Source organism: Bradyrhizobium cenepequi (assembly GCF_020329485.1).
GTDB lineage: Bacteria > Pseudomonadota > Alphaproteobacteria > Rhizobiales > Xanthobacteraceae > Bradyrhizobium > Bradyrhizobium cenepequi.
This window is the reverse complement of record NZ_JAGKJI010000008.1, coordinates 154,149-171,523: the sequence shown is the minus strand read 5'-3', so window position 1 is coordinate 171,523 and position 17,375 is coordinate 154,149. Positions and strand designations below refer to the sequence as shown.

At 59.7% G+C, this 17,375-nt stretch carries 16 protein-coding genes and 1 pseudogene; 7 read left to right on the top strand and 10 right to left on the bottom strand.

The genetic code is table 11. From position 1 onward, the window contains the following. Positions 1–586: 586 nt before the first annotated feature. The 3 genes from J6497_RS12500 to J6497_RS12490 are packed head-to-tail and all read left to right on the top strand — an operon-like array spanning position 587 to position 3,593. A complete protein-coding gene (locus J6497_RS12500) occupies positions 587–2,104 on the top strand; it encodes a T6SS phospholipase effector Tle1-like catalytic domain-containing protein (protein ID WP_225704555.1) in 1,518 nt (505 codons plus the stop codon). Next, the gene (locus J6497_RS12495) at positions 2,088–2,870 is read left to right on the top strand and encodes a hypothetical protein (protein ID WP_225704554.1); all 783 of its coding nucleotides are present in this window, start codon (positions 2,088–2,090) and stop codon (positions 2,868–2,870) included. Before J6497_RS12500 ends, J6497_RS12495 begins: the two co-directional genes overlap by 17 nt. Positions 2,871–2,891: 21 nt before the next feature. Continuing rightward, a complete protein-coding gene (locus tag J6497_RS12490; RefSeq protein ID WP_225704553.1) occupies positions 2,892–3,593 on the top strand; it encodes a hypothetical protein in 702 nt (233 codons plus the stop codon). Between the two features lie 117 nt (positions 3,594–3,710). Here the strand turns inward: J6497_RS12490 and J6497_RS12485 are convergent, their stop codons facing one another. The 3 genes from J6497_RS12485 to J6497_RS12475 form a co-directional block, all read right to left on the bottom strand. Further along, positions 3,711–4,247, bottom strand: a complete 537-nt coding sequence (locus J6497_RS12485; RefSeq protein WP_225704552.1) for a cysteine hydrolase family protein — start codon at positions 4,245–4,247, stop codon at positions 3,711–3,713. Between the two features lie 42 nt (positions 4,248–4,289). Further along, positions 4,290–4,928: an acyl-homoserine-lactone synthase gene (locus J6497_RS12480; RefSeq protein ID WP_225704551.1), complete on the bottom strand. Its 639-nt coding sequence runs from the start codon at positions 4,926–4,928 to the stop codon at positions 4,290–4,292. A gap of 267 nt (positions 4,929–5,195) precedes the next feature. Then, complete coding sequence (locus J6497_RS12475; RefSeq protein ID WP_225704550.1) at positions 5,196–5,846, bottom strand: autoinducer binding domain-containing protein; 651 nt, start codon at positions 5,844–5,846, stop codon at positions 5,196–5,198. A 39-nt stretch (positions 5,847–5,885) separates the two neighbouring features. Here J6497_RS12475 and J6497_RS12470 point away from each other — a divergent pair, with 39 nt between their 5' ends. Further along, positions 5,886–6,356: a type 2 periplasmic-binding domain-containing protein gene (locus tag J6497_RS12470; protein ID WP_225704549.1), complete on the top strand. Its 471-nt coding sequence runs from the start codon at positions 5,886–5,888 to the stop codon at positions 6,354–6,356. Between the two features lie 62 nt (positions 6,357–6,418). On the opposite strand, the gene J6497_RS12465 is transcribed toward J6497_RS12470, so the two are convergent. Both J6497_RS12465 and J6497_RS12460 read right to left on the bottom strand, forming a co-directional pair. Next, positions 6,419–8,305 (bottom strand): MFS transporter, encoded by a 1,887-nt coding sequence (locus J6497_RS12465; protein ID WP_225704548.1) that lies wholly within the window; start codon positions 8,303–8,305, stop codon positions 6,419–6,421. Then, the gene (locus J6497_RS12460) at positions 8,302–9,216 is read right to left on the bottom strand and encodes an alpha/beta fold hydrolase (protein ID WP_225704547.1); all 915 of its coding nucleotides are present in this window, start codon (positions 9,214–9,216) and stop codon (positions 8,302–8,304) included. The genes J6497_RS12465 and J6497_RS12460 overlap by 4 nt, the downstream gene beginning before the upstream one ends. Before the next feature lie 266 nt (positions 9,217–9,482). On the opposite strand from J6497_RS12460, the gene J6497_RS12455 reads away from it, so the two are divergent. After that, on the top strand, positions 9,483–9,989 hold the full coding sequence (locus J6497_RS12455; protein WP_225704546.1) for an alpha-amylase family protein: 507 nt from the start codon (positions 9,483–9,485) through the stop codon (positions 9,987–9,989). Positions 9,990–10,540: 551 nt separating this feature from the next. Here J6497_RS12455 and J6497_RS12450 read toward each other — a convergent pair. Next, positions 10,541–10,924: pseudogene (locus tag J6497_RS12450) on the bottom strand (ParB/Srx family N-terminal domain-containing protein); the annotation flags it as partial. A gap of 178 nt (positions 10,925–11,102) precedes the next feature. Between J6497_RS12450 and J6497_RS12445 the strand changes: the two are divergent. Beyond that, entirely contained in the window at positions 11,103–11,954 is an 852-nt protein-coding gene (locus tag J6497_RS12445) for an RES family NAD+ phosphorylase (protein WP_225704545.1), read from the top strand. Here the strand turns inward: J6497_RS12445 and J6497_RS12440 are convergent. After that, the gene (locus J6497_RS12440; RefSeq protein ID WP_225704544.1) at positions 11,951–12,889 is read right to left on the bottom strand and encodes an ArdC family protein; all 939 of its coding nucleotides are present in this window, start codon (positions 12,887–12,889) and stop codon (positions 11,951–11,953) included. The genes J6497_RS12445 and J6497_RS12440 overlap by 4 nt on opposite strands. 278 nt (positions 12,890–13,167) lie before the next feature. On the opposite strand from J6497_RS12440, the gene J6497_RS12435 reads away from it, so the two are divergent. Beyond that, on the top strand, positions 13,168–13,758 hold the full coding sequence (locus J6497_RS12435) for an SOS response-associated peptidase family protein (protein WP_225704581.1): 591 nt from the start codon (positions 13,168–13,170) through the stop codon (positions 13,756–13,758). A 445-nt stretch (positions 13,759–14,203) separates the two neighbouring features. Here J6497_RS12435 and J6497_RS12430 read toward each other — a convergent pair whose 3' ends face one another. The 3 genes from J6497_RS12430 to J6497_RS12420 form a co-directional block, all read right to left on the bottom strand. Further along, positions 14,204–14,488 (bottom strand): hypothetical protein, encoded by a 285-nt coding sequence (locus J6497_RS12430; protein ID WP_225704543.1) that lies wholly within the window; start codon positions 14,486–14,488, stop codon positions 14,204–14,206. Positions 14,489–15,492: 1,004 nt separating this feature from the next. After that, a complete protein-coding gene (locus J6497_RS12425; RefSeq protein ID WP_225704542.1) occupies positions 15,493–16,602 on the bottom strand; it encodes a nucleotidyl transferase AbiEii/AbiGii toxin family protein in 1,110 nt (369 codons plus the stop codon). Further along, positions 16,595–17,218 carry a DUF6088 family protein gene (locus J6497_RS12420; RefSeq protein WP_225704541.1) on the bottom strand — a complete coding sequence of 208 codons (624 nt, stop codon included), beginning with the start codon at positions 17,216–17,218 and terminating at the stop codon, positions 16,595–16,597. The genes J6497_RS12425 and J6497_RS12420 overlap by 8 nt, the downstream gene beginning before the upstream one ends. Positions 17,219–17,375 lie beyond the last annotated feature (157 nt).

The following is a 17,375-nucleotide window of genomic DNA, read 5'->3' as shown; positions in this document are numbered from 1 at the left end:
GAACGGCGTGCCCGTCAATGAAATGGGCAACCAAAGTTGGAGCATTTGAGCGATCCCGCGTTCGCCGCAGATTGTAAGAGAGAAAGTTATTGCGAAGCAATCAGGCGACCTACCGGCAGGAACGCGGTCGCTCCAACGATCAACACAAAGTTTGAGGCGCGACACCAACGACGGATCCACGGGTACCACGATGCCGTTGCCGCGTAGTACGAATCAGGCGGGATATGGAGCCCTGTATCGACCAGGTGTACGACCGATGGACTCTGTTGGGTGTCGCGCCAGGACGATCGCGTCTTGGCGGTGATGCTCTTCGGGGATCGCGTCGCCACAACGGATCTCTCGCCAACGGGAGACCCACGTCTTGTGCTGACTGATATCCCGGTCTACGCGGACCTCCTAGGCCTCGCTGATCGGATCGGCGTCAATATTGTTGCCGGGACGTAGCTGCGCTGACGCATCCCACTCCAGGATCCAAATGACGCTGCCACGCCGCGGAGACAACTCTGAAAGTAAGTTAGGTCACATTCCGGCCTGCACAATCTATGATATGAATTATTCGTTGGCGCACTTTGGGGGATAGCGTGCAATGCAGAAGAATATCGTCATCTTCTCCGACGGCACTGGCCAGGCCGGCGGCATCAATTTCGACGAAGCACGTACCAACGTCTACAAGTTCTACCGAGCCTGCCGCGTAGGCCCTGACACCAAGATCGAGCCATCAGAGCAGGTCGCCTTTTACGATCCCGGTCTCGGCTCGGCCTCCGATGGCGGCCACTTCAAGATCGGCTGGATGCGGTGGCTCTATAACCTCGCCAGCATGGCGACCGGTCTCGGAATTACCCGGAATATCGTCGATTGTTACGCCGCGATCATCGGCCTCTACGAAGAAGGTGATCGTAACTATCTGATCGGCTTCAGCCGCGGCGCCTATACAGCGCGCTCGGTTGCAGGCGTCATGGGATATTGCGGGATCCCGCGACATCTGCCTGACGGCTCTCCCTTGCGACGTGACCCGAAGAGCATCCACAAGCTCGCCGAGCACGCGGTCAAGGATGTCTATCAGTTCTGCCCGTCCTATAGTCGCAAGGATACCAAGGGTTACCGTCAGTTCCTGCTTGAGACGCGGGACGCCATCGCGGCGCAGTTTCGGCGCCAACATGGGAGTTCGCAGACCGTAAACGGCGTCGAACAGGCGAACGTGTTTCCGTACTTCATCGGCGTCTTCGATACGGTCGCGGCGCTCGGCCACAAATATCTCGGTTTGGCGCTGGTGACATTTGGCGTCGCGCTGCTGATCAGCCTGTACTGGCTCGGCGGCGTGCTTGAGCCCGTCTTCCCCTGGGCGGGAGGGGCCGCCTGGATTCTGAGTTGCGTCGGCGTTGCGGCGGCGCTGATCGCGTTCCTTATGAATTATCTCAAGATCGCACCGCCCCTGCCAGGCTACGGCTTCTTCAAACGGTTGAGGACGCTGCACTTGGCGCCACCCAAGCACAAGTTCTACGACACCACATTGAATCGGAATGTCGGCTACGCCAAGCACGCGATTTCGATCGATGAGAATCGCGCCGATTTCAAGCGGGTCGGTTGGTCACCGACGGCGGAGAAGGAGGACGAACGAGACGCTCGCGAAAACCTGTATTTCGAGCAGGTATGGTTTCCGGGCGTGCACGCCGATATCGGCGGTGGCTACCTGGAAAACGAAGCCAGGCTATCGGACGTGGCTCTCAAATGGATGGTCGCTGGCGCATCGTTAATTCCAGATGGGCTCAAGCATGATGGCAGTGTTCTGAGGCTTTCGCCTGATCCGACCGGTCCCCAGCACAACGAGCAGGCGGGTGGGTTTCTAAAGGCCGGTGTGCGTCATCTCCCCGTGGACCCAGAGACCGGCGAGTCCACCTCACCGATGCATAAATCCGTTTATCAGCGGTTCTACGCGGGGCCAGTCCTGCTGTACGACCGAAGGGAGGACTATCGTCCGGACAACATGCGCGTTCACGTGGATTTCAAGCATTACTTCGATCAAAGCACGCCGCAGGCGCCGAAATACGTTGCTGACGATATTGAGCTCAAATGGGAGAAGGCCAACTATGTCGGTCGCCTATAGACGAGCCGGCTTTGTCGGCAAGATCTCGCTAGCGCTAGGGCTTGTAACCGTCTCGGCCGCCAGTCTTTGCGCTGTGACGCTCAAGCCAAAGACCTTTCCGGTAAAGATGTTAGGGATACAAGGCGATCTTCCAGTCACAATCGCCTTCGATATGAAAACCGAAGGCGATGCTGTTGCGCTCCAGCTCGGCGCCGAAGCGAGCCTCAAAAGCCTCCAGGACAACGCGCTGCAGATTGCCCGCGCCCTGCCTGTACCGCGTGGGAACTGTGACCGCCAGGGTATCAATCCGGTCGTCAATAGTATCGATGAAGCCTCGATCGCACCAAGCGGGGATACGGCCGTCGTCGCCATTAAGGGCCATGTGACGGCTTGGGTCTGCGCCAAGCCCGCAGGTATTACCGTGAAAACCGAAGGCCCACGTGACAGCGTATCAATCTCCGCCAAGGTGCGCGTCGCCGTTATTGATGGAAAGCAGCTTGGCCTTCAACTCGCCGGGCCTGTCACGGTCAAAACTGGCAGCACCTTAACTCAAGAAGCAATCCGACTATTCACTGGCGACATCAGCGCCTCAATAACCAATGCCTTGACGAACGCCCTCAGTACGGAAGAGGCACGCGCCAAGCTACCGAGCCTTCCCGGTCTTGAAGGCTCGATTACCGATGCGTCGTTCGCAAGTGACGGCGGCACCCTGCTGATCCGAGCGCACGGCAACGCACGCATGACAAGCGAGACCTTCAATTCCCTTCTCGATATGATGAACAAGTAGGCCGCCATGACACCGTCACAGATGAGTAAGGTCTGGTCCGTCGTCAGTCTGTTCCTTCTCTACTATGCCTTAAACTCGTATCTCGTGACGCAAGGAGGAGAAACCATCTTTGGCGCGACGCTCATCGTGAAGTCGCGCGTGCCGGCGGGCTTTCTGGCGATTCCAATCTGTTCATTTCTGCTGCTGTTTGCGTCCTTGATCGGCATCGTGTTCGCACGCCGAAATGGGCCTCGTTGGGCCGACCGCATTCCGTTTGTCGGCTTCGAGCAGCTTGACATGACCAAGGTCGAAGCCAAAGTCTACCAAGCCGTGATGCTGGTTTTATTGTCGCTTATTCCAGCCCTGACGCTGATCCATTTCTGGCGAGTCGCAGCTAGCGCTCAGCTCGTCACGACCGACCCGCAGCCGGTGCGTATTCCAGGCGGAATGTGGGATTGGCGCGCTCTGACGTCGTTGGACAATCCTGCGACCATCTGCAGTGAGGTCACGGAAAAGGCTTCCTCGATCGTCTGTGAAGGACGCACTACGATCCTGCCCGGCCTTGAGCCCGCAATCTTCGTCGCGCTGACGGCGGCAGCCGTCTGCGCCATGATAGCGTTCTGGTGGTTTGTGATGGCAGGTACGAAGCCACCGCGAACTGACTCGCACCTGCTCTCGGAGCAAGCAAGGCGAGCTAGAGAATCTGGTCCGCTTCCTGGCCGGGTACCACCTGGATCTCGATGACGCAACCGCCAAGCCGATGCTCTCTCACCGGATTGGTGCTTTGCGGTATGCAGCCAACCCCGGGGCGGTTCACGAGGACCCCGGTGCCCCGCCTCAAGGGCCCGAGGGTAACCCAGATCACGATAGAAGCTGCTGCACTGTTTGCGTCAAAACCGGATCATGCAGATACACCGCCCATTCCAGCAGCGTCTGCCGCACGGTAGTCGCCAAGATGCCATGAAGCGCCAGCCGATCGAAGACGAGTGATCGGTCCGCGTCAATCCGCGCCGCGATGAGGTCCGATAGCAAGCGTACGTCATATCCACGCTCAGCCGCCTGCAGTGCGGCAATGAATATCTCCTCTTCGAGCCAACTTCCTCCGAAGAAAATGATACCGGTTTCGGGTGAAGCCAGATCGTCCGTAAACCGCCGATCTTGCCAAATGGAAAAGGCGTCAACGTCCAGCTGCGTCATCGAGTTCACGAGTTGCTGACCACCCTTAATCCCGAACGGCTGGCATTCGCCGATGAGGGTCAACGCGACGGCGAACATCTCCAGGCCTGTCCGCAGCAATGAGAAACTGACGTGTCGCGCGGCAAGATCGGCCGAAGCCGGCGTCTCGCCGCGCGTCAGATTGATCAAAACCACCCGACTATGGCGTGAGTCTGCGAACATCTACGTGTCAAATTACTTTTGCTGGACGCTGCTCACAAGGCATCAGGCGGCCGCGTTAGCAAGATCCGGTGACACAAGCACAGGGCCGTTGACGTCGGCTTGTTTGTACATCCTGTGAAGCGTGTGTTCGGACATGTCGAGAAAGCCGGCGACCGCCATGGTCGATCCGACCTGCTGCGGCGCAGCGATCCGTCTCAATGGCCAGCCCGCTCGCCGGAGAATGCGCTCCATACGGGTATCAGTGACTGTCACGATGCTATCTGCGCGCGCGCCGCGTACCGCCTCCATCATGGCGGCGAAGAGGATAAACGTTGCGCGGTTGAGACTATTGGCCGCCTGCTCGGCGACAAGCCTGGTGTCGACGCAAAAGCGCGAGCTTTCGAGAACTCTTTCGTCGCGTGGCGCTGGCGTCCCGCCGAGCAGAACGGAAAAGGTGTCGGCCAACATGGTTGGTCCGGTCGTCGGAAGCAGACGAACCGAACCAATCGGCTCTCCGGCGTCTGCCACCAGAATGAGATAAGTCGGTCCGAGAATGTCATACAGATCGAGCTCGAATTCGCCCGAGACCGACACTGACCAGTCGAGCCTGTCCTTGAAGACACGGCGCCGCAGCCGATACATCGCCGCGAGCAACTCCAGATGACGACCAAATTGAGAGGTGTGAAGTGCGATAGCATGCATAGCGACCTCCTGAAATTATCGGGAGGCCTCAAAACCACAAAGAGAGTTGCTAATCGCCTGGCAGATTTTACAGGTCACTCTGGTTCAGTTTGATCACGCTAGACCTTTTCGGACAGAACACATTAATGACCGGCGCGACAAGCGCCAGGTCTCTTCTGCATCTCGCGCGAAATGGGAGGGTGTGGATGATTAGGACAACAAACCGCGTCGCAAGGCTCCGCGACGCATTAGGCAATAGATGCTGCACCGAGTGTGCGGCGCGCGTTCTCAAGGTGAAAGACTACAGTGCGCGTCCGCGATCTGGACCAGCACCGCGATATCCGCGACAGTTCTCCCCTGCGCGGCCCATGCAAGGCATTGGCGCTCGCGCCGAGTGAGTACACTTCCGGCAATCTTATCGGTAGAGGGTACCTCAGGTCTGCTGGCGACATGACTATGGAAATACAACCCGGCGAGTTGTACGAGATCCTTCCAGTCGGCCACGAGCCGCTCGGTGTGAACGTCGCGGTCGTCCGTGGCCAGCGTAAAGGCGGCCATCCGTCCAAATCCGCCCCTGATCGGCACAGTGATGCCGGATCTAATGCCGAAGGTCACTGCATCATCGAAGAAGCGGCGCTGCTCGCGGTTTCCGACTGGGGCTGAGCCCTCTCCTCCCCAACCGAACAATGCGTGCTCGACACGCGCACGGCGTACCACAGGATCGAGCTTTTGATATCCAAGCTGGAAGTAGCGGCTGGTCCAGGATTTTGGATAGGACGAGATCAACATCGGCGTGTCGCCGGTCAGGCGCAGATAGGCAAATCGCTGGAAGCCGAGCCTTTGCGTCAGCCGCGCTGCGACACGCTCGAATTCATCCGCGTTGGTTGCGGTTTGGATTGCATCGATAAATTCCTGGAAGATGCTTTCGACCGGGCTCATTCCGGCTCTACCATTTGAACATAGTCGCCGTACCTCCACATGACCTCACTTTCGCCTTTGGCGAGCAAACTGTTCGGCCTACCAGGTCGCGCGAGGTCCCGCCAGCACAGCCAAAGCCGTATCTCGGCATGGCCAGACTGGCTTCGCAAGGCTGGTATAGATATCGGCCAGACGCCACGTGGCCAAGTCTTTGACCACTTCTTCCTCTGCATAGAGGCAGCAATCAACGGCTATGATATTGCTCTTGTGCTGGAGGCTCACGTTTCGCTGGACATTGCAGAGCGGCGCGTTGGAATTCTTCTTCCTCAATCACGCATCATTGGCTCTGGGTTCTACGACCTATTCAACCCCTCAGCGCGCAAAGCAAGAAGTGTTGAACAGTTTATCACATGGCTGACGCAAGAAGGAAGTCGACTAACTCCACGTGAACGACTCGAGTTGAGTGGCTTCACCCGTCGCCCACCGAACGCAATGAGTAACTTCGCGGCAAAGCCGGGCACGTCACGTTGAAGTGCGGCCACATGGACAGCGGGTCTCGGTAGTGCCGCTCTTGTCCACATCTTGCAGAGCTGCTAGAGCGACCCCTTGCTCCCAGCACCAGTGCCTCGTCTCGCCGATAGAGGCACGCGGACAATAAACCAGAACCACGTTCCGAGCTGGACTGCAAGGTTCACTGCAAAGGCGGTCTGGTAAGCAACTTCCGGGTAGTGGCCCTGCTGAGGCGTCCAGTGCTGAACCACGAAGCCCATCAGATACTGGACCAGAAACGCGCAACCGATGTGAAAGACGTTGAGCGCCGCGGTGGCACGTCCAGCAAGCTCTTTTGGGAAAAACTCGGCCAAAATCGCGTAGCTAAGGACGGTCGCTGCCCCGCCGGCAGCGACGATCATCCACGGAACAGATGATGGCAGAGGTACCCGCAGGATCACTGCCAATTGGGCCACGAAGAACAGAACTGCGACCAAGCCCAAGAGCGATCGTGGACCTATCCCGTATCGACGAAGCTTTTGAGTCGCAACGCCTAGAACCAGGGCGCCCGCACTCGATCCGATTGCCATGACAAAGAGATTGCGAAGCAATTCCGACCGGCCCAGGCCCTCGACATCGGAGAACCACTGGGCAGCCCACAACCCTTGTAGCGCCCAGGCCGTACCAATGCAGGTCGCAGAGAGCGGAGCTAAACGCCAGAAGCGAGGATCTGTATAAATCATTCGCAGTCCAATGGTGGTCCCCCTCGCTGCGAAGGACCACGTGCCCTTTGGCACGACGAGGAAAATTGCAAGGGCGCATGCAACGGATCCGATGGCTAGGAGTTCGAACAATCCCCGCCACCCGATCGACACGAGCAGGTGTTCGGCTGGCAACGTTGCCGTCACGGCGCCTAAGGCACCCAGCATGATCATCAGGCCATTGAGCAGCGGGACCTGCTCGGCGGGAAACCAGAAAACGACGGCTTTCAATCCGGCCGTCAATGCTGCAGAGGCGCCGAAACCGATCAACGCCCGGCCGAGAAGAAGAAGCAAAAAGTTGTCGGAGATGGCAAATAGCGCTGCCCCGGCGGCGGCTGCCATCAGCACGACACCCTGGATTTTCCGTGGACCGTATCGGTCCAACAACACCCCAATGGGAATCTGGGCGGCCGCAAAGGTCAGGAAATAGATGGACGTCAGGAGACCGAGGTCATCGGCACCCAGACCAAACTCATAGGTCAGTGGTCCAGCTATGGTCGCGTTGATGGTGCGAAAGAGAAAAGAAAGGTAGTAAGCTGCGACGAACGGTAAGAATACGCGCAAAACTAAAAGCCAATCTGGGAAGAAGGCTCGTGACCGCTGCGGCCCCGTAGCACGCCATGGCGCCAGAAGCGGCCGCAATATCGCGCCAACCATTGTTCGCTCTGCTCTTGTATCGGGTCCGCGCTCGCAAGCTGCGTCTCGGCCAGCAGGCGGACATTGTGGTTTGTTGCTGGCGACAGTCGCCGCATTGCCCTTTAGTTCCGGGTGTGTGGAGCGCGTTGTCCCTTCTTGCCTCACCGGTCGTGTTGCAAGATGCTCCGAATCAGTCGAATTCAGCCGCTCGATTGTTTCCTTGATGAGCGACGTTCCTAGATGGACCCGCCTTGTCACCTGTGCAGCAAATTCGTCGAAGCGCGCGAGTCCCAGGGTACAGGCGGCAGGTTGTTCGGCAGCTGCGAGTGGCGGCGTAACGGCGAGAAGAAATCGAGCCTGAAGCGCAATAGCCTCCCTCACAATCCGCAAATCATGATGAAGCTGTTCGAGGTTCCGGTGGATGGCGCTCAGCCGGCGATCAACCGACGGCTCTTTGATGTCACGATCCGGATCGAAGAAATGAGCGAGTGCAGTCTCAATGATCGCCGATTTGGTGGCCCCAGGACGTTGCGCTGCGACTGCGAGCCGCGCGGCGACGGACTCGGAAAGGTAGACACCGATCCACGGCTTCATGGAAGCGCTCCGTCGAAATGCAATCGAGCGGCCGTTGACTTCTCATGTCCGGAGACGGACTGTTTCCGCCGATCGAGATGACCCCAGCTCCCTCGCTCGACGGCGCTGAAGAAAGCTTCAACTTGCGCGTTGAAGGCCGCAGGTTCTTCAAGATTGATGGCATGGCCCGTATTGGAGCACACCCAAAGACCGGCGGCCGGAATGGTGGTTTTCAGCATTAAGCCGGTTTCAAGACATGGCTTGTCTTCGTCACCCACGGCGAGCAGCACCGGGATCGTCATCTGTGCGAACTGATCTCGAAAATCAAATAAGGAGGGTCGCAAGGCCTGACACTGCAGCAAAGTATTCGACAGCCCCCGCGCGGAATGTTGCTTGAGCCGCTCTACAAACTCGTGCCAGCCCTTCGGGTCCTTGTGCTTCAGTCGAATCCGCGTCGAGTGGCCTGCCATTTTCTCGGCCATCGCATCGATACCTCGTGCCGCCAATGCGCGCGCGAGAACCGACGCATTCTTCAACCAACTTTCCCGATCCGACGCTGGAGATCCTGCCCCTGCTCCGGCCGCAACGATCGCGCTGACCCCTTCGCGGTACCGCAAGCCAAACAGCAGAGCAGCATATGCCCCCATGCTCGATCCAACCACGTGGGCCCGCCCGATCGAGAGGCCACGCATGACGGCATCAATGTCTTGCACCGCGAACTCCCAGCCATATGCGGCTGGATCATCAGGAACGTCGCTCGCTGGATATCCCCGTGCGTTGTAGGCGATACATCTATAGCTACGGGACAAATAACGGATCTGCCCTTCCCAACTGTCCAGGTCCGATTCAAATTCATGAACGAAAATGATTGGATAGCCGCGACCGTATTCCTCGAAATAGAGCTTTATTCCACCTGACTCGATAAAAGGCATCGCCACCGCCGATCTTTTTGGAGCGTCGGCAAGGCATGCCGCGCATCGGCCAGCGTTGTGGCTGAGCAGCCATTAAAACGGAGGTGTCGATTATCAGTGGATCGGCTTTCGACACAGGCTGTTTTTCGGACGCGTTCGGGCTCATCCTGCGCATGCGGCGACGGTCCTGGTTGGGTCGCCTCGGGCTGATACTGGCGTCACTGACGTCATGCTTCCGTCACAGATCGGCAATCGAAACGCCAGCCTCGTGCTTCTTCAAAATCCCGATGATAATCGACATTCTGCACGTCTATGGCATCGCAGTAATCTTCGACGTGGTCTACAACCATGCGGGCGGAGATTTCGGCAACGAAAGTCTGTATTTCTTCGATCGCGCCGGCCGGGGCAACAACAACGACAGCCTGTATTTCACTGATCGTGGCTGGGCCGGCAGCCTTGCTTTCGCGTACTGGAATGCCTCCGTGCGCCAGTTCCTGATCGATAACGCCGTGGCAATGATGCACGACTTTCACGTCGACGGCTTCCAATATGACGAAGTGAGCGTGATCGACCGGTTCGGCGGCTGGTACTTCTGCCAAGACTTGACCAGCACGGTGAGGACAGCGAAACCATCAGCGGTCCAGATCGCCGCGTTCTGGAATCCAGGTCCCGACTCGGTCGTGCGGCCGAGCAGCAGCGGCGGCGCTGGCTTCGACATGGTTTGGTCCGACCGCATGCGCGACGGCGTGCGCAGCGTGCTCGAACAGGCTGCGCATGGCGCCTTCGCCGATTAGTCTCGAAGGGATACGCGATGCGCTTATGCCACCGGCCGGGTTCGACGGCGCTCGGCGCGCCGTGCAAATGCTTGAGAACCATGACGTACTGTTGACGAACCACGAACCGAAGGATCAGAAGCCGCGCGTCGCCCATATCTCCGATCCGTCCGACGCACGGTCATGGTACGCGCGCTCGCGCGCCCGCGTCGCCAACGGCATTCTGCTCACCGGCCCCGGCGTGCCAATGCTGTTTATGGGACAGGAGTTTCTCGAAGACAAACTCTGGAATGACTCTCCTCACGATCCGAACCATAGGATCTGGTGGGACGGGCTGGATCGCGATCGAGCGATGAGCAATCATTTGCGCTTCACGCGCGAGCTGATTGCACTACGCCGGCGCCTGAGAGCGCTGCGTCGTGGACGCATCAATGTCTTCCATTGCCGCAATCCCACCAGGGTGCTCGCTTTCCATCGTTGGCTCGAGGACCTAGGCGACGACGTAGTTGTAGTGACTAGTCTGTCTGAGACCACCCACTTCGGTTACCGTCTCGGGCTTCCCCGTGAGGGGATGCACGGAACTGGTCGAGCGGATGCAGGCCGACTCGTTCGTCGTTTTCCGCCATTGAGTCGTCCTCGGCGATGCCGTCCTCGCGAACCACGCACGGAACGGGTTGCGTCTTCGCCATGCGCTTCTGCTTCACCAACAGCTCAAGGGCGAGGTACCGGCGCCCGCCGGCCGGTACCTCGAACATGCCGGTCTCGTTGCCGTCGGCATCGCGAACCGCACGCACGTTGAGGCTCTGCAGCAACGTGCCGTGTGCGATGCTCTCGGCCAGTTGCTCAATCGAGACGCCGGACTTCATGCGACGGACGTTGGACTGGCTAAGTACCAGCTTGTTGAAGGGAATATCGCGGGAGGGACTGATGTTGATCTTCTGAACAGCGCTAGCCATGTCGGATTCTCCACGACGGGCGGCCGGAGCCCCTCTCTCGACCTCCAACCCGTCACGAAAAACCGGCCCGCCCTCTCACTCTTGATTTCGGACGATGCGCTCTTGGTAGCCCGTCCACGCCGGCGGGCAATATTGTTGATATAGAGTGAAGACGGTGTTGCTGGGAGGAGACCGTCACATGGAGGCCGATGAGAGCGGAAATACAACATCGCAGGGAGAGTTCGCGTCGTGGCGCAGCTTTTGGGACTTCCAGCGGCAGGTCACGCGCGGCTGGCGCTATGTCCGGTCGCCTGAAGGCCAGCGGTTTCTTTCGGCTGTGGCGGCCGGTTGTCATGCCCGATCCGCAGAGATCAAGGAAGGCCGCCTGTTCTATCGCGCACAAGTCGCGCACCAGAATGTCTTCGACGAGAACGTCGGTGAAGAACTTCCCGGCCCAGCGCTGCCGCAACGCATGTTTCCGTTCCGCGACCGCGCCACCGAAGGCCGGGTCAACCCGAAGGGGATCCCGCGCCTCTACATGGCGAGCGACAAGCATACCGCCATGGCCGAGGTGCGGCCATGGATCGGCTCATTGGTATCGCTTGGCCTATTTCAAACGCGAAGGCCGCTGCGGGTCGTCGACTGCACCAAGGGTGCGGAACGGCATCCCATCTATATCGATGGAGAACCCTCGGCCGAGAAGCGGGCCGAGGCGGTCTGGAGCCACATCGCCCAGGCGTTCCGCGAACCCGTGACGCGCGACGACGATGTCGCGAGCTATGCCGCGACGCAGGTGATCGCCGAAGTCTTCCGCAACGAGGGATTCGATGGTCTTGCCTATCGCAGCGCGTTCGGCAATGACCAGTTCAATATCGCACTGTTCGATCTCGACGTAGCCGAGTTGACCATGTGTTCGCTCCACGAGATCAGGGACGTGGAATTGAAGCACGTAGAAACGACCAACCCCTATTACGTCAAGCAGGACGCCGAAGGAGCGACGCAGCTGGTCCAGAACGTCATCGTGGGCTTTCGGCCAGTTGATCCGGCTTAAGCGGCCGACGGCACCGCAGCCGACGCGGTGTGATCGCTCGCGAGCACATAGTCGGCCGCCTTCGATGCGGCACTCGCGGCGCGGACGATGGCGCGATTGTCCTCTCGCAGCACCTCTAGCCACGAATCGATGTAGTCGGCATGGCGGACCGTGGGTACGATGCCGAGTGTCGCACACACGAACGCGCCGGCCATCTCGGCAACGAGTTCTTCACGCGCGTAAGACTTCGAGCCGAACGCGCCGGAATGGTCGCGGCCGAGGCGCGACGGATGACCGGTCCAATGGCCGAGCTCATGGAAGGCCGTGCGGTGCCAGTTGATCGGCTCGAAGTAAGCTTGCGGAGGCGGCACCTGCACGAAATCACCTGAGGGACAGTAGAAGGCCCGTGCGCCGCCGATGCGGAAGTCCGCCCCAGTCGCGGCGATCAGTCTCTCCGCCTCCGGTTCGATCATTCCGGGCGGCGGCGGTGGCGCGGCCTTCACGACCTGTTCGGGCAGACGGTCGCATTGATCGGTATTGAAGACCGTAAAGCGCTTGAGAAACGGGATCGCTCGGGCATCGTCGCCAGTTTCAGCGGCGCGTTCTTTCTCGTCGTTCGGCACGAAGCGGTCGGCATAGACGACGGTCGTCCCGCGCTCGCCCCTCCGCACATTGCCGCCAAGACTGAGCGCCTGCCGGAACGTGAGCCAGCTCTGGCCGGAGAAGTCGCGCTCGATGACGGCGCCCCACAGGATCAGCACATTGATTCCGGAATAGCGGCGCTCGATAGATGCGTTCTTCGGCATCGCGAGCGGCGCGTTCGCCGCCGCCGTTCTCCACGGCTGGACCCACGGCACACGGCCTGCTTCCAACTCGGCAATGATCTTGTCGGTGATTTCCTGGTAAAGTCCCGGGCGGTCTTGACCGGTACGGGCGCGAGCGGTGGGTCTGGACATCGCGGTTCTCCGCGACGGGCGCCGCGAGCCTCTCTCGCAGCCTGGAACCCGTCACCGAAAACCCGTCCGCACTCTCGCTCTCCTGCCGCGATCCTTCAGCGCGCGCGGCCGGTTTTGACACCGCGAAACGAACCCGCAAGCGTTGCGTCAGGGATAGAAGCCCGAACGGTGAAGACCCGGCATGGCGGGGGCTTCAGCGAAGCCGACAGCCCGGTCCCGCAGGGAGACGTCCCATCCCGGCCCTCGTACCGGCGGCATTGCGGCCCTACATGATGTGTATGTGCAATGATTACAAGCAGCACGTCCGCTGGGCCGAGTACTGCAAGATGATGCAGGATCTGGAGCTTGGCATTCCGACGCAGCAAAGCGAACTCGATCTGCCGCAGTCGGACAGCATCAAGATCAATGACAAAGGGCCGGTTATGCGTGCCGCCGGCAACGTCATTGAACTTGTACCAATGAAGTTCAGTTTCCCGCCATCCGGTCGCGGTGATCCGGTGTTCAATTTCCGCTCGGAGGGTCGTTACTTCGATAAAAGCAATCGGTGCCTGATCCCCGCCTCGGCGTTCTTTGAATTCACCGGGAAGAAATATCCGAAGGCGAAGCACCGGCTCACGCTGAATGGCTCACCGTTCCTGGCCATTGCCGGAATATGGCGCGAGGGCAACGCGGGCGCCCCGCCGGCGTTCGCGATGCTGACCGTTGATCCGGGCCCGGACATCGAGCCTTATCACGACCGCCAAATCGTCGTGCTGCAACCCGGTGACTGGGCGCATTGGATCTATCTGACGAAGACGGAAAAGGAATTGCTCCGGCCGCTTTCGAGTGGATCGCTTCACGCGGAAGCCATTCGCCGGGGGGCGGATTGACGGCGATGGCGACACGTCGTCCTAGAGCGGCCGACGCCAGTCGACGCAGTCGGTCAGGTGTTGGAATTCGGCCGACGGATGTCGACGCTCCTGATCAATTCGGCCGGAAGGGGATGCCTGATGTTGCATTCGATGTGAAGCGGCTCCCGGCTGGGGGTTCCCTCCGCGACAACGAAACGCCGGCCGACATTGAGCGCCAATCCAAGGCCTCGATCGCCGAGCCATGCGATCGGAATCTCCGCTTCGACGATCGCGGGTCTGCCAATGGTGCCGATGATCGGGCCGATTTCGTCGTCTCGGTCATGAGAGTTGTAGACCGCTTCGGCAAGGGCCTACGCACTCTGGATACTTCTTCACTTAACCTTCATGAGGACTGGGCGCCGGAGACGCTCGCGGCATCTACCCAATGCAAGAGGTCACAGAACCCCGACGGGACGCTCAATCTTCATCTTCGTCGCCGACCATAAGGCGCCCCGGAAACGATTAAGGCCTTGGATGTCTGGGACGGCCTCGGCTTGATGGTACGTCCGAACAGCGGCTGGTCTGGAATCGTGGGGACAAAAGAGAAATCGATCGGATCGAGCGTGTGGGTGTAGTCCTTCAGAAGCTCGGGAACAAACGGTGCCAAATTGAGGGTCATACCGTTGACCAGTTGAGCGGTGACCGGACAAGCCAAATAGAAGTTGATGTTTTGAAGAATGAGCGAGCGCGGACTCGGCTCAAAGTGCATGCGGATGGAGGACGCCTTCAGTTGTCCGCGGTACTCGGCCTGTAGGATGAAGAGCGTCGACCGCGCCTTTATACGTCTCGCAGGCTGCCTCGAGGCCCGTCTTTCGTGTCTCACACACGAGCTTCGTTGCTGACTTACCCGCCTCGCACTGCGCCTTTTGCGTGGCGTAGAGTCCATCTTGGGTGGCTTTCTCACCTTCGCAGACCCGATCCACGATCCGCGCACCCGCGTTGCATAAATCAAAGGCGCGATCGTATGCTTGGTTCTGAGCGGCCTTTGCGATCTCGCAGGCAATTTTTCCCAGGCCGCTGCAATTTCTTGTGTCGTGGTTTCGGGTGCAATGGGGTGGACGTCGACAATCCCGCGTGTCTGTTTGCAGGTCGCATGCCTGAGTGGGCGTACAGTCGAGCTTGGGGGTGCAGTCGATGGATGCGGCGTCCGACGTTGGAATCTTCTCGGCAAAGGTCTGCTTCGGGATGGGGCCCGAACCCGTGAGGCACGCCTGCGCCTGAGCGAAGGCGCTGGTCCGCGAGCGTCACCTTATCGAGCTGAAGCGACTTGAACGCTGGCAGGAGCTTGACCATATCTTACTGAGCTGCTGCAGTGTCATCACACGTCCCGCCGATAGGTCAGTTGGCGTAATTGGAGTAGACAATCAAGCGCACCCGCACGCAATGGAATCCGCAGCTAACGGCGGCGAAGCCAGGCCGCGGGACCGAGCGCCGTAGGCGCAAGTCCCACGAAAGAAGAAGTCCGGGCGTCGATCCGAGATTTTATGGCCGGGATCTGACTACAGAAGGGACGGAAGCCCGAAGGGCGAAGACTGGCGAAAGCCGGGGCTTCGGCGAAGCCGAGAGCCCGGTCCCGGAGGGAGACGTCCATCACACAACCCCCGCGTTTTGCTTCGGAAGCGTCGATCATCCGCGCGATAAGCAGGACTCATACCATTAAGAATTTTGGGACATCCGATGCGGGTCCGCACGAAGGTCCTATCTGCGCACACACTATCCTCCAAAGCGGTTGCTTGTGTGGCGCGGTGCCTGTCCGGTGGGTGCAGGTCTTGGGGCATTTGGAGGCGATGCGTTGATGGTGTCCTGCAGTGTCCGGATGCGAGCAAGGATCTCATCGAATGAAAGCGGTTTCTCGTCAAACATCATCGGAGCCATGTCGCGATAGTCGGTGCGAAGATCCTTCAGCCTCGCTTCGGACGGCACTAGCTGCAGCGTCCCCGGCCGTGCGGTGTCATAGCTCGCCCAACCTGATCGGAAGAACACGGCCTTGTGCTTAGCGACCTGCTCAAGGAGTTCGAAATCGGTGGTGGCCGCCTTTCCGTCGTCTGTGTCGAGCAGCATCGCGATGTCGTAATAGTGCCGCGAGAAATACTGCGGCGTCGGTGACTCCTTGGGCCGGTGCGCCTCGGCGTGGAGCGCCGTGGCCTTTTCCCAGAAGGTGCGCCTCGCAGACAGTACGGTGACAGTGCAATCAGGGTTCTCGAAGAAATCGGGATAATCATCCGCTGCGTAGGGGCGGATGGTCTTCTCTTCGCTCGGCCATGGGTCGCCGCGCGCGCCGAACTCAAGCTTTACCCGCGGAGTAATGTAGGCCATGCCTTTATACTCCTCCTGGGAGAGCGCGGTCGGATAGTGAAAGTTCACGGTCTGCGGATCGCTCTCATCGATCTCCAGCGACCATTCGCCGTTTGTTGGCTCGCCGAGGTGCTTGGCGATCTCCGCGCGTAGGGCGGGCATCAGCTTTTCGGCGATATGCTTTTCAACGTCTCGGACGAGATCGTCGATCAGCTTGTCCGCCTGCTTCTTGCTGATCCCTTCCTTTTCGGGGTCGCGCTCACCGGTATAACCGAGATCGGCACGGTCGAATGACAGGTCGATGTCTTCGGAGAAGCGGCGAATCGCGTCGAAGGCCTTGGACAGGGATGTCCCACCCTTAAAGATCAGGGTGGGTGCATCCTCGTTCTGCAGCTCGAAGAGGCGCTTCAGGGTCCAGCAGACCCAGAAGTCCTTCTCAATGATCGTGTTGGCGACGCCTCGCGCCGCGCCCGTCTCGCCGAACAGAGCCGAGCGCTCGGAGCCGTCGAGAAGGGCAACCTTATCCATCGGCCGTACTCGACATCTCGGCGATGGAGACGAGCGTCGGCCGCATCCATGCGGGCGCTTGGACGGCGCTTGTCGCAAGCCGTTTCTTATCGCTTGCCGACAGTCGGCGCGCGGCGACACGAGCAACATCAGTCGCCCGCACCGATCCGAGATGCCGCAGCGCCTGGACGACCATGCCGACAGGGCTACCTGGGGCAATAAGGTGCTTGGGCGAGGCATGGCGCAGGTCTATGACCCGCTTGCCAAGCACGACACGGCGGGACGGACCGTCGGTCAGATAGGTGCTCTTGGCCGGGACTTGGGTGGACAGGCCGAGAGCGTTCGCCGCTCGGGCGCCGGCGATCTGCACCTGCGAGCCGGTCTCTCGGGCGAGCGCCTGTGCGACATCATCGGGAGCCGGCGAAAGCGGTCCAAGCTTGGGATGTACCTTGGGAAAGTCGTACAGACCGCGTGCCAAGCGACGCAGCTTGCCGGCCTTAGCCAAGCGGGACAATGCCTGGTCGACGGCCGCGCGACTGGCCACATCCAGGAAGTCGCTGGGCGTAAAGACGCCGCCGCGTCCACTGGCGCGGGCGCGCTTTATGATCTTGTCCGGAACTGATGCGGGCGACTTCATGTGTCAGAAAATAATATATCTTTTTCTGACGTTCAAGGCCCTTATTGGCCCTCCTTGCGCCTGTCCGCGGCTATCCACGCCCCTCCAGGCAAAAAGACGCAGCCGGTTCCAGATGGTAGAACCTGCAACAATTTCGTGCCATGGTTGCTAAGGGGAG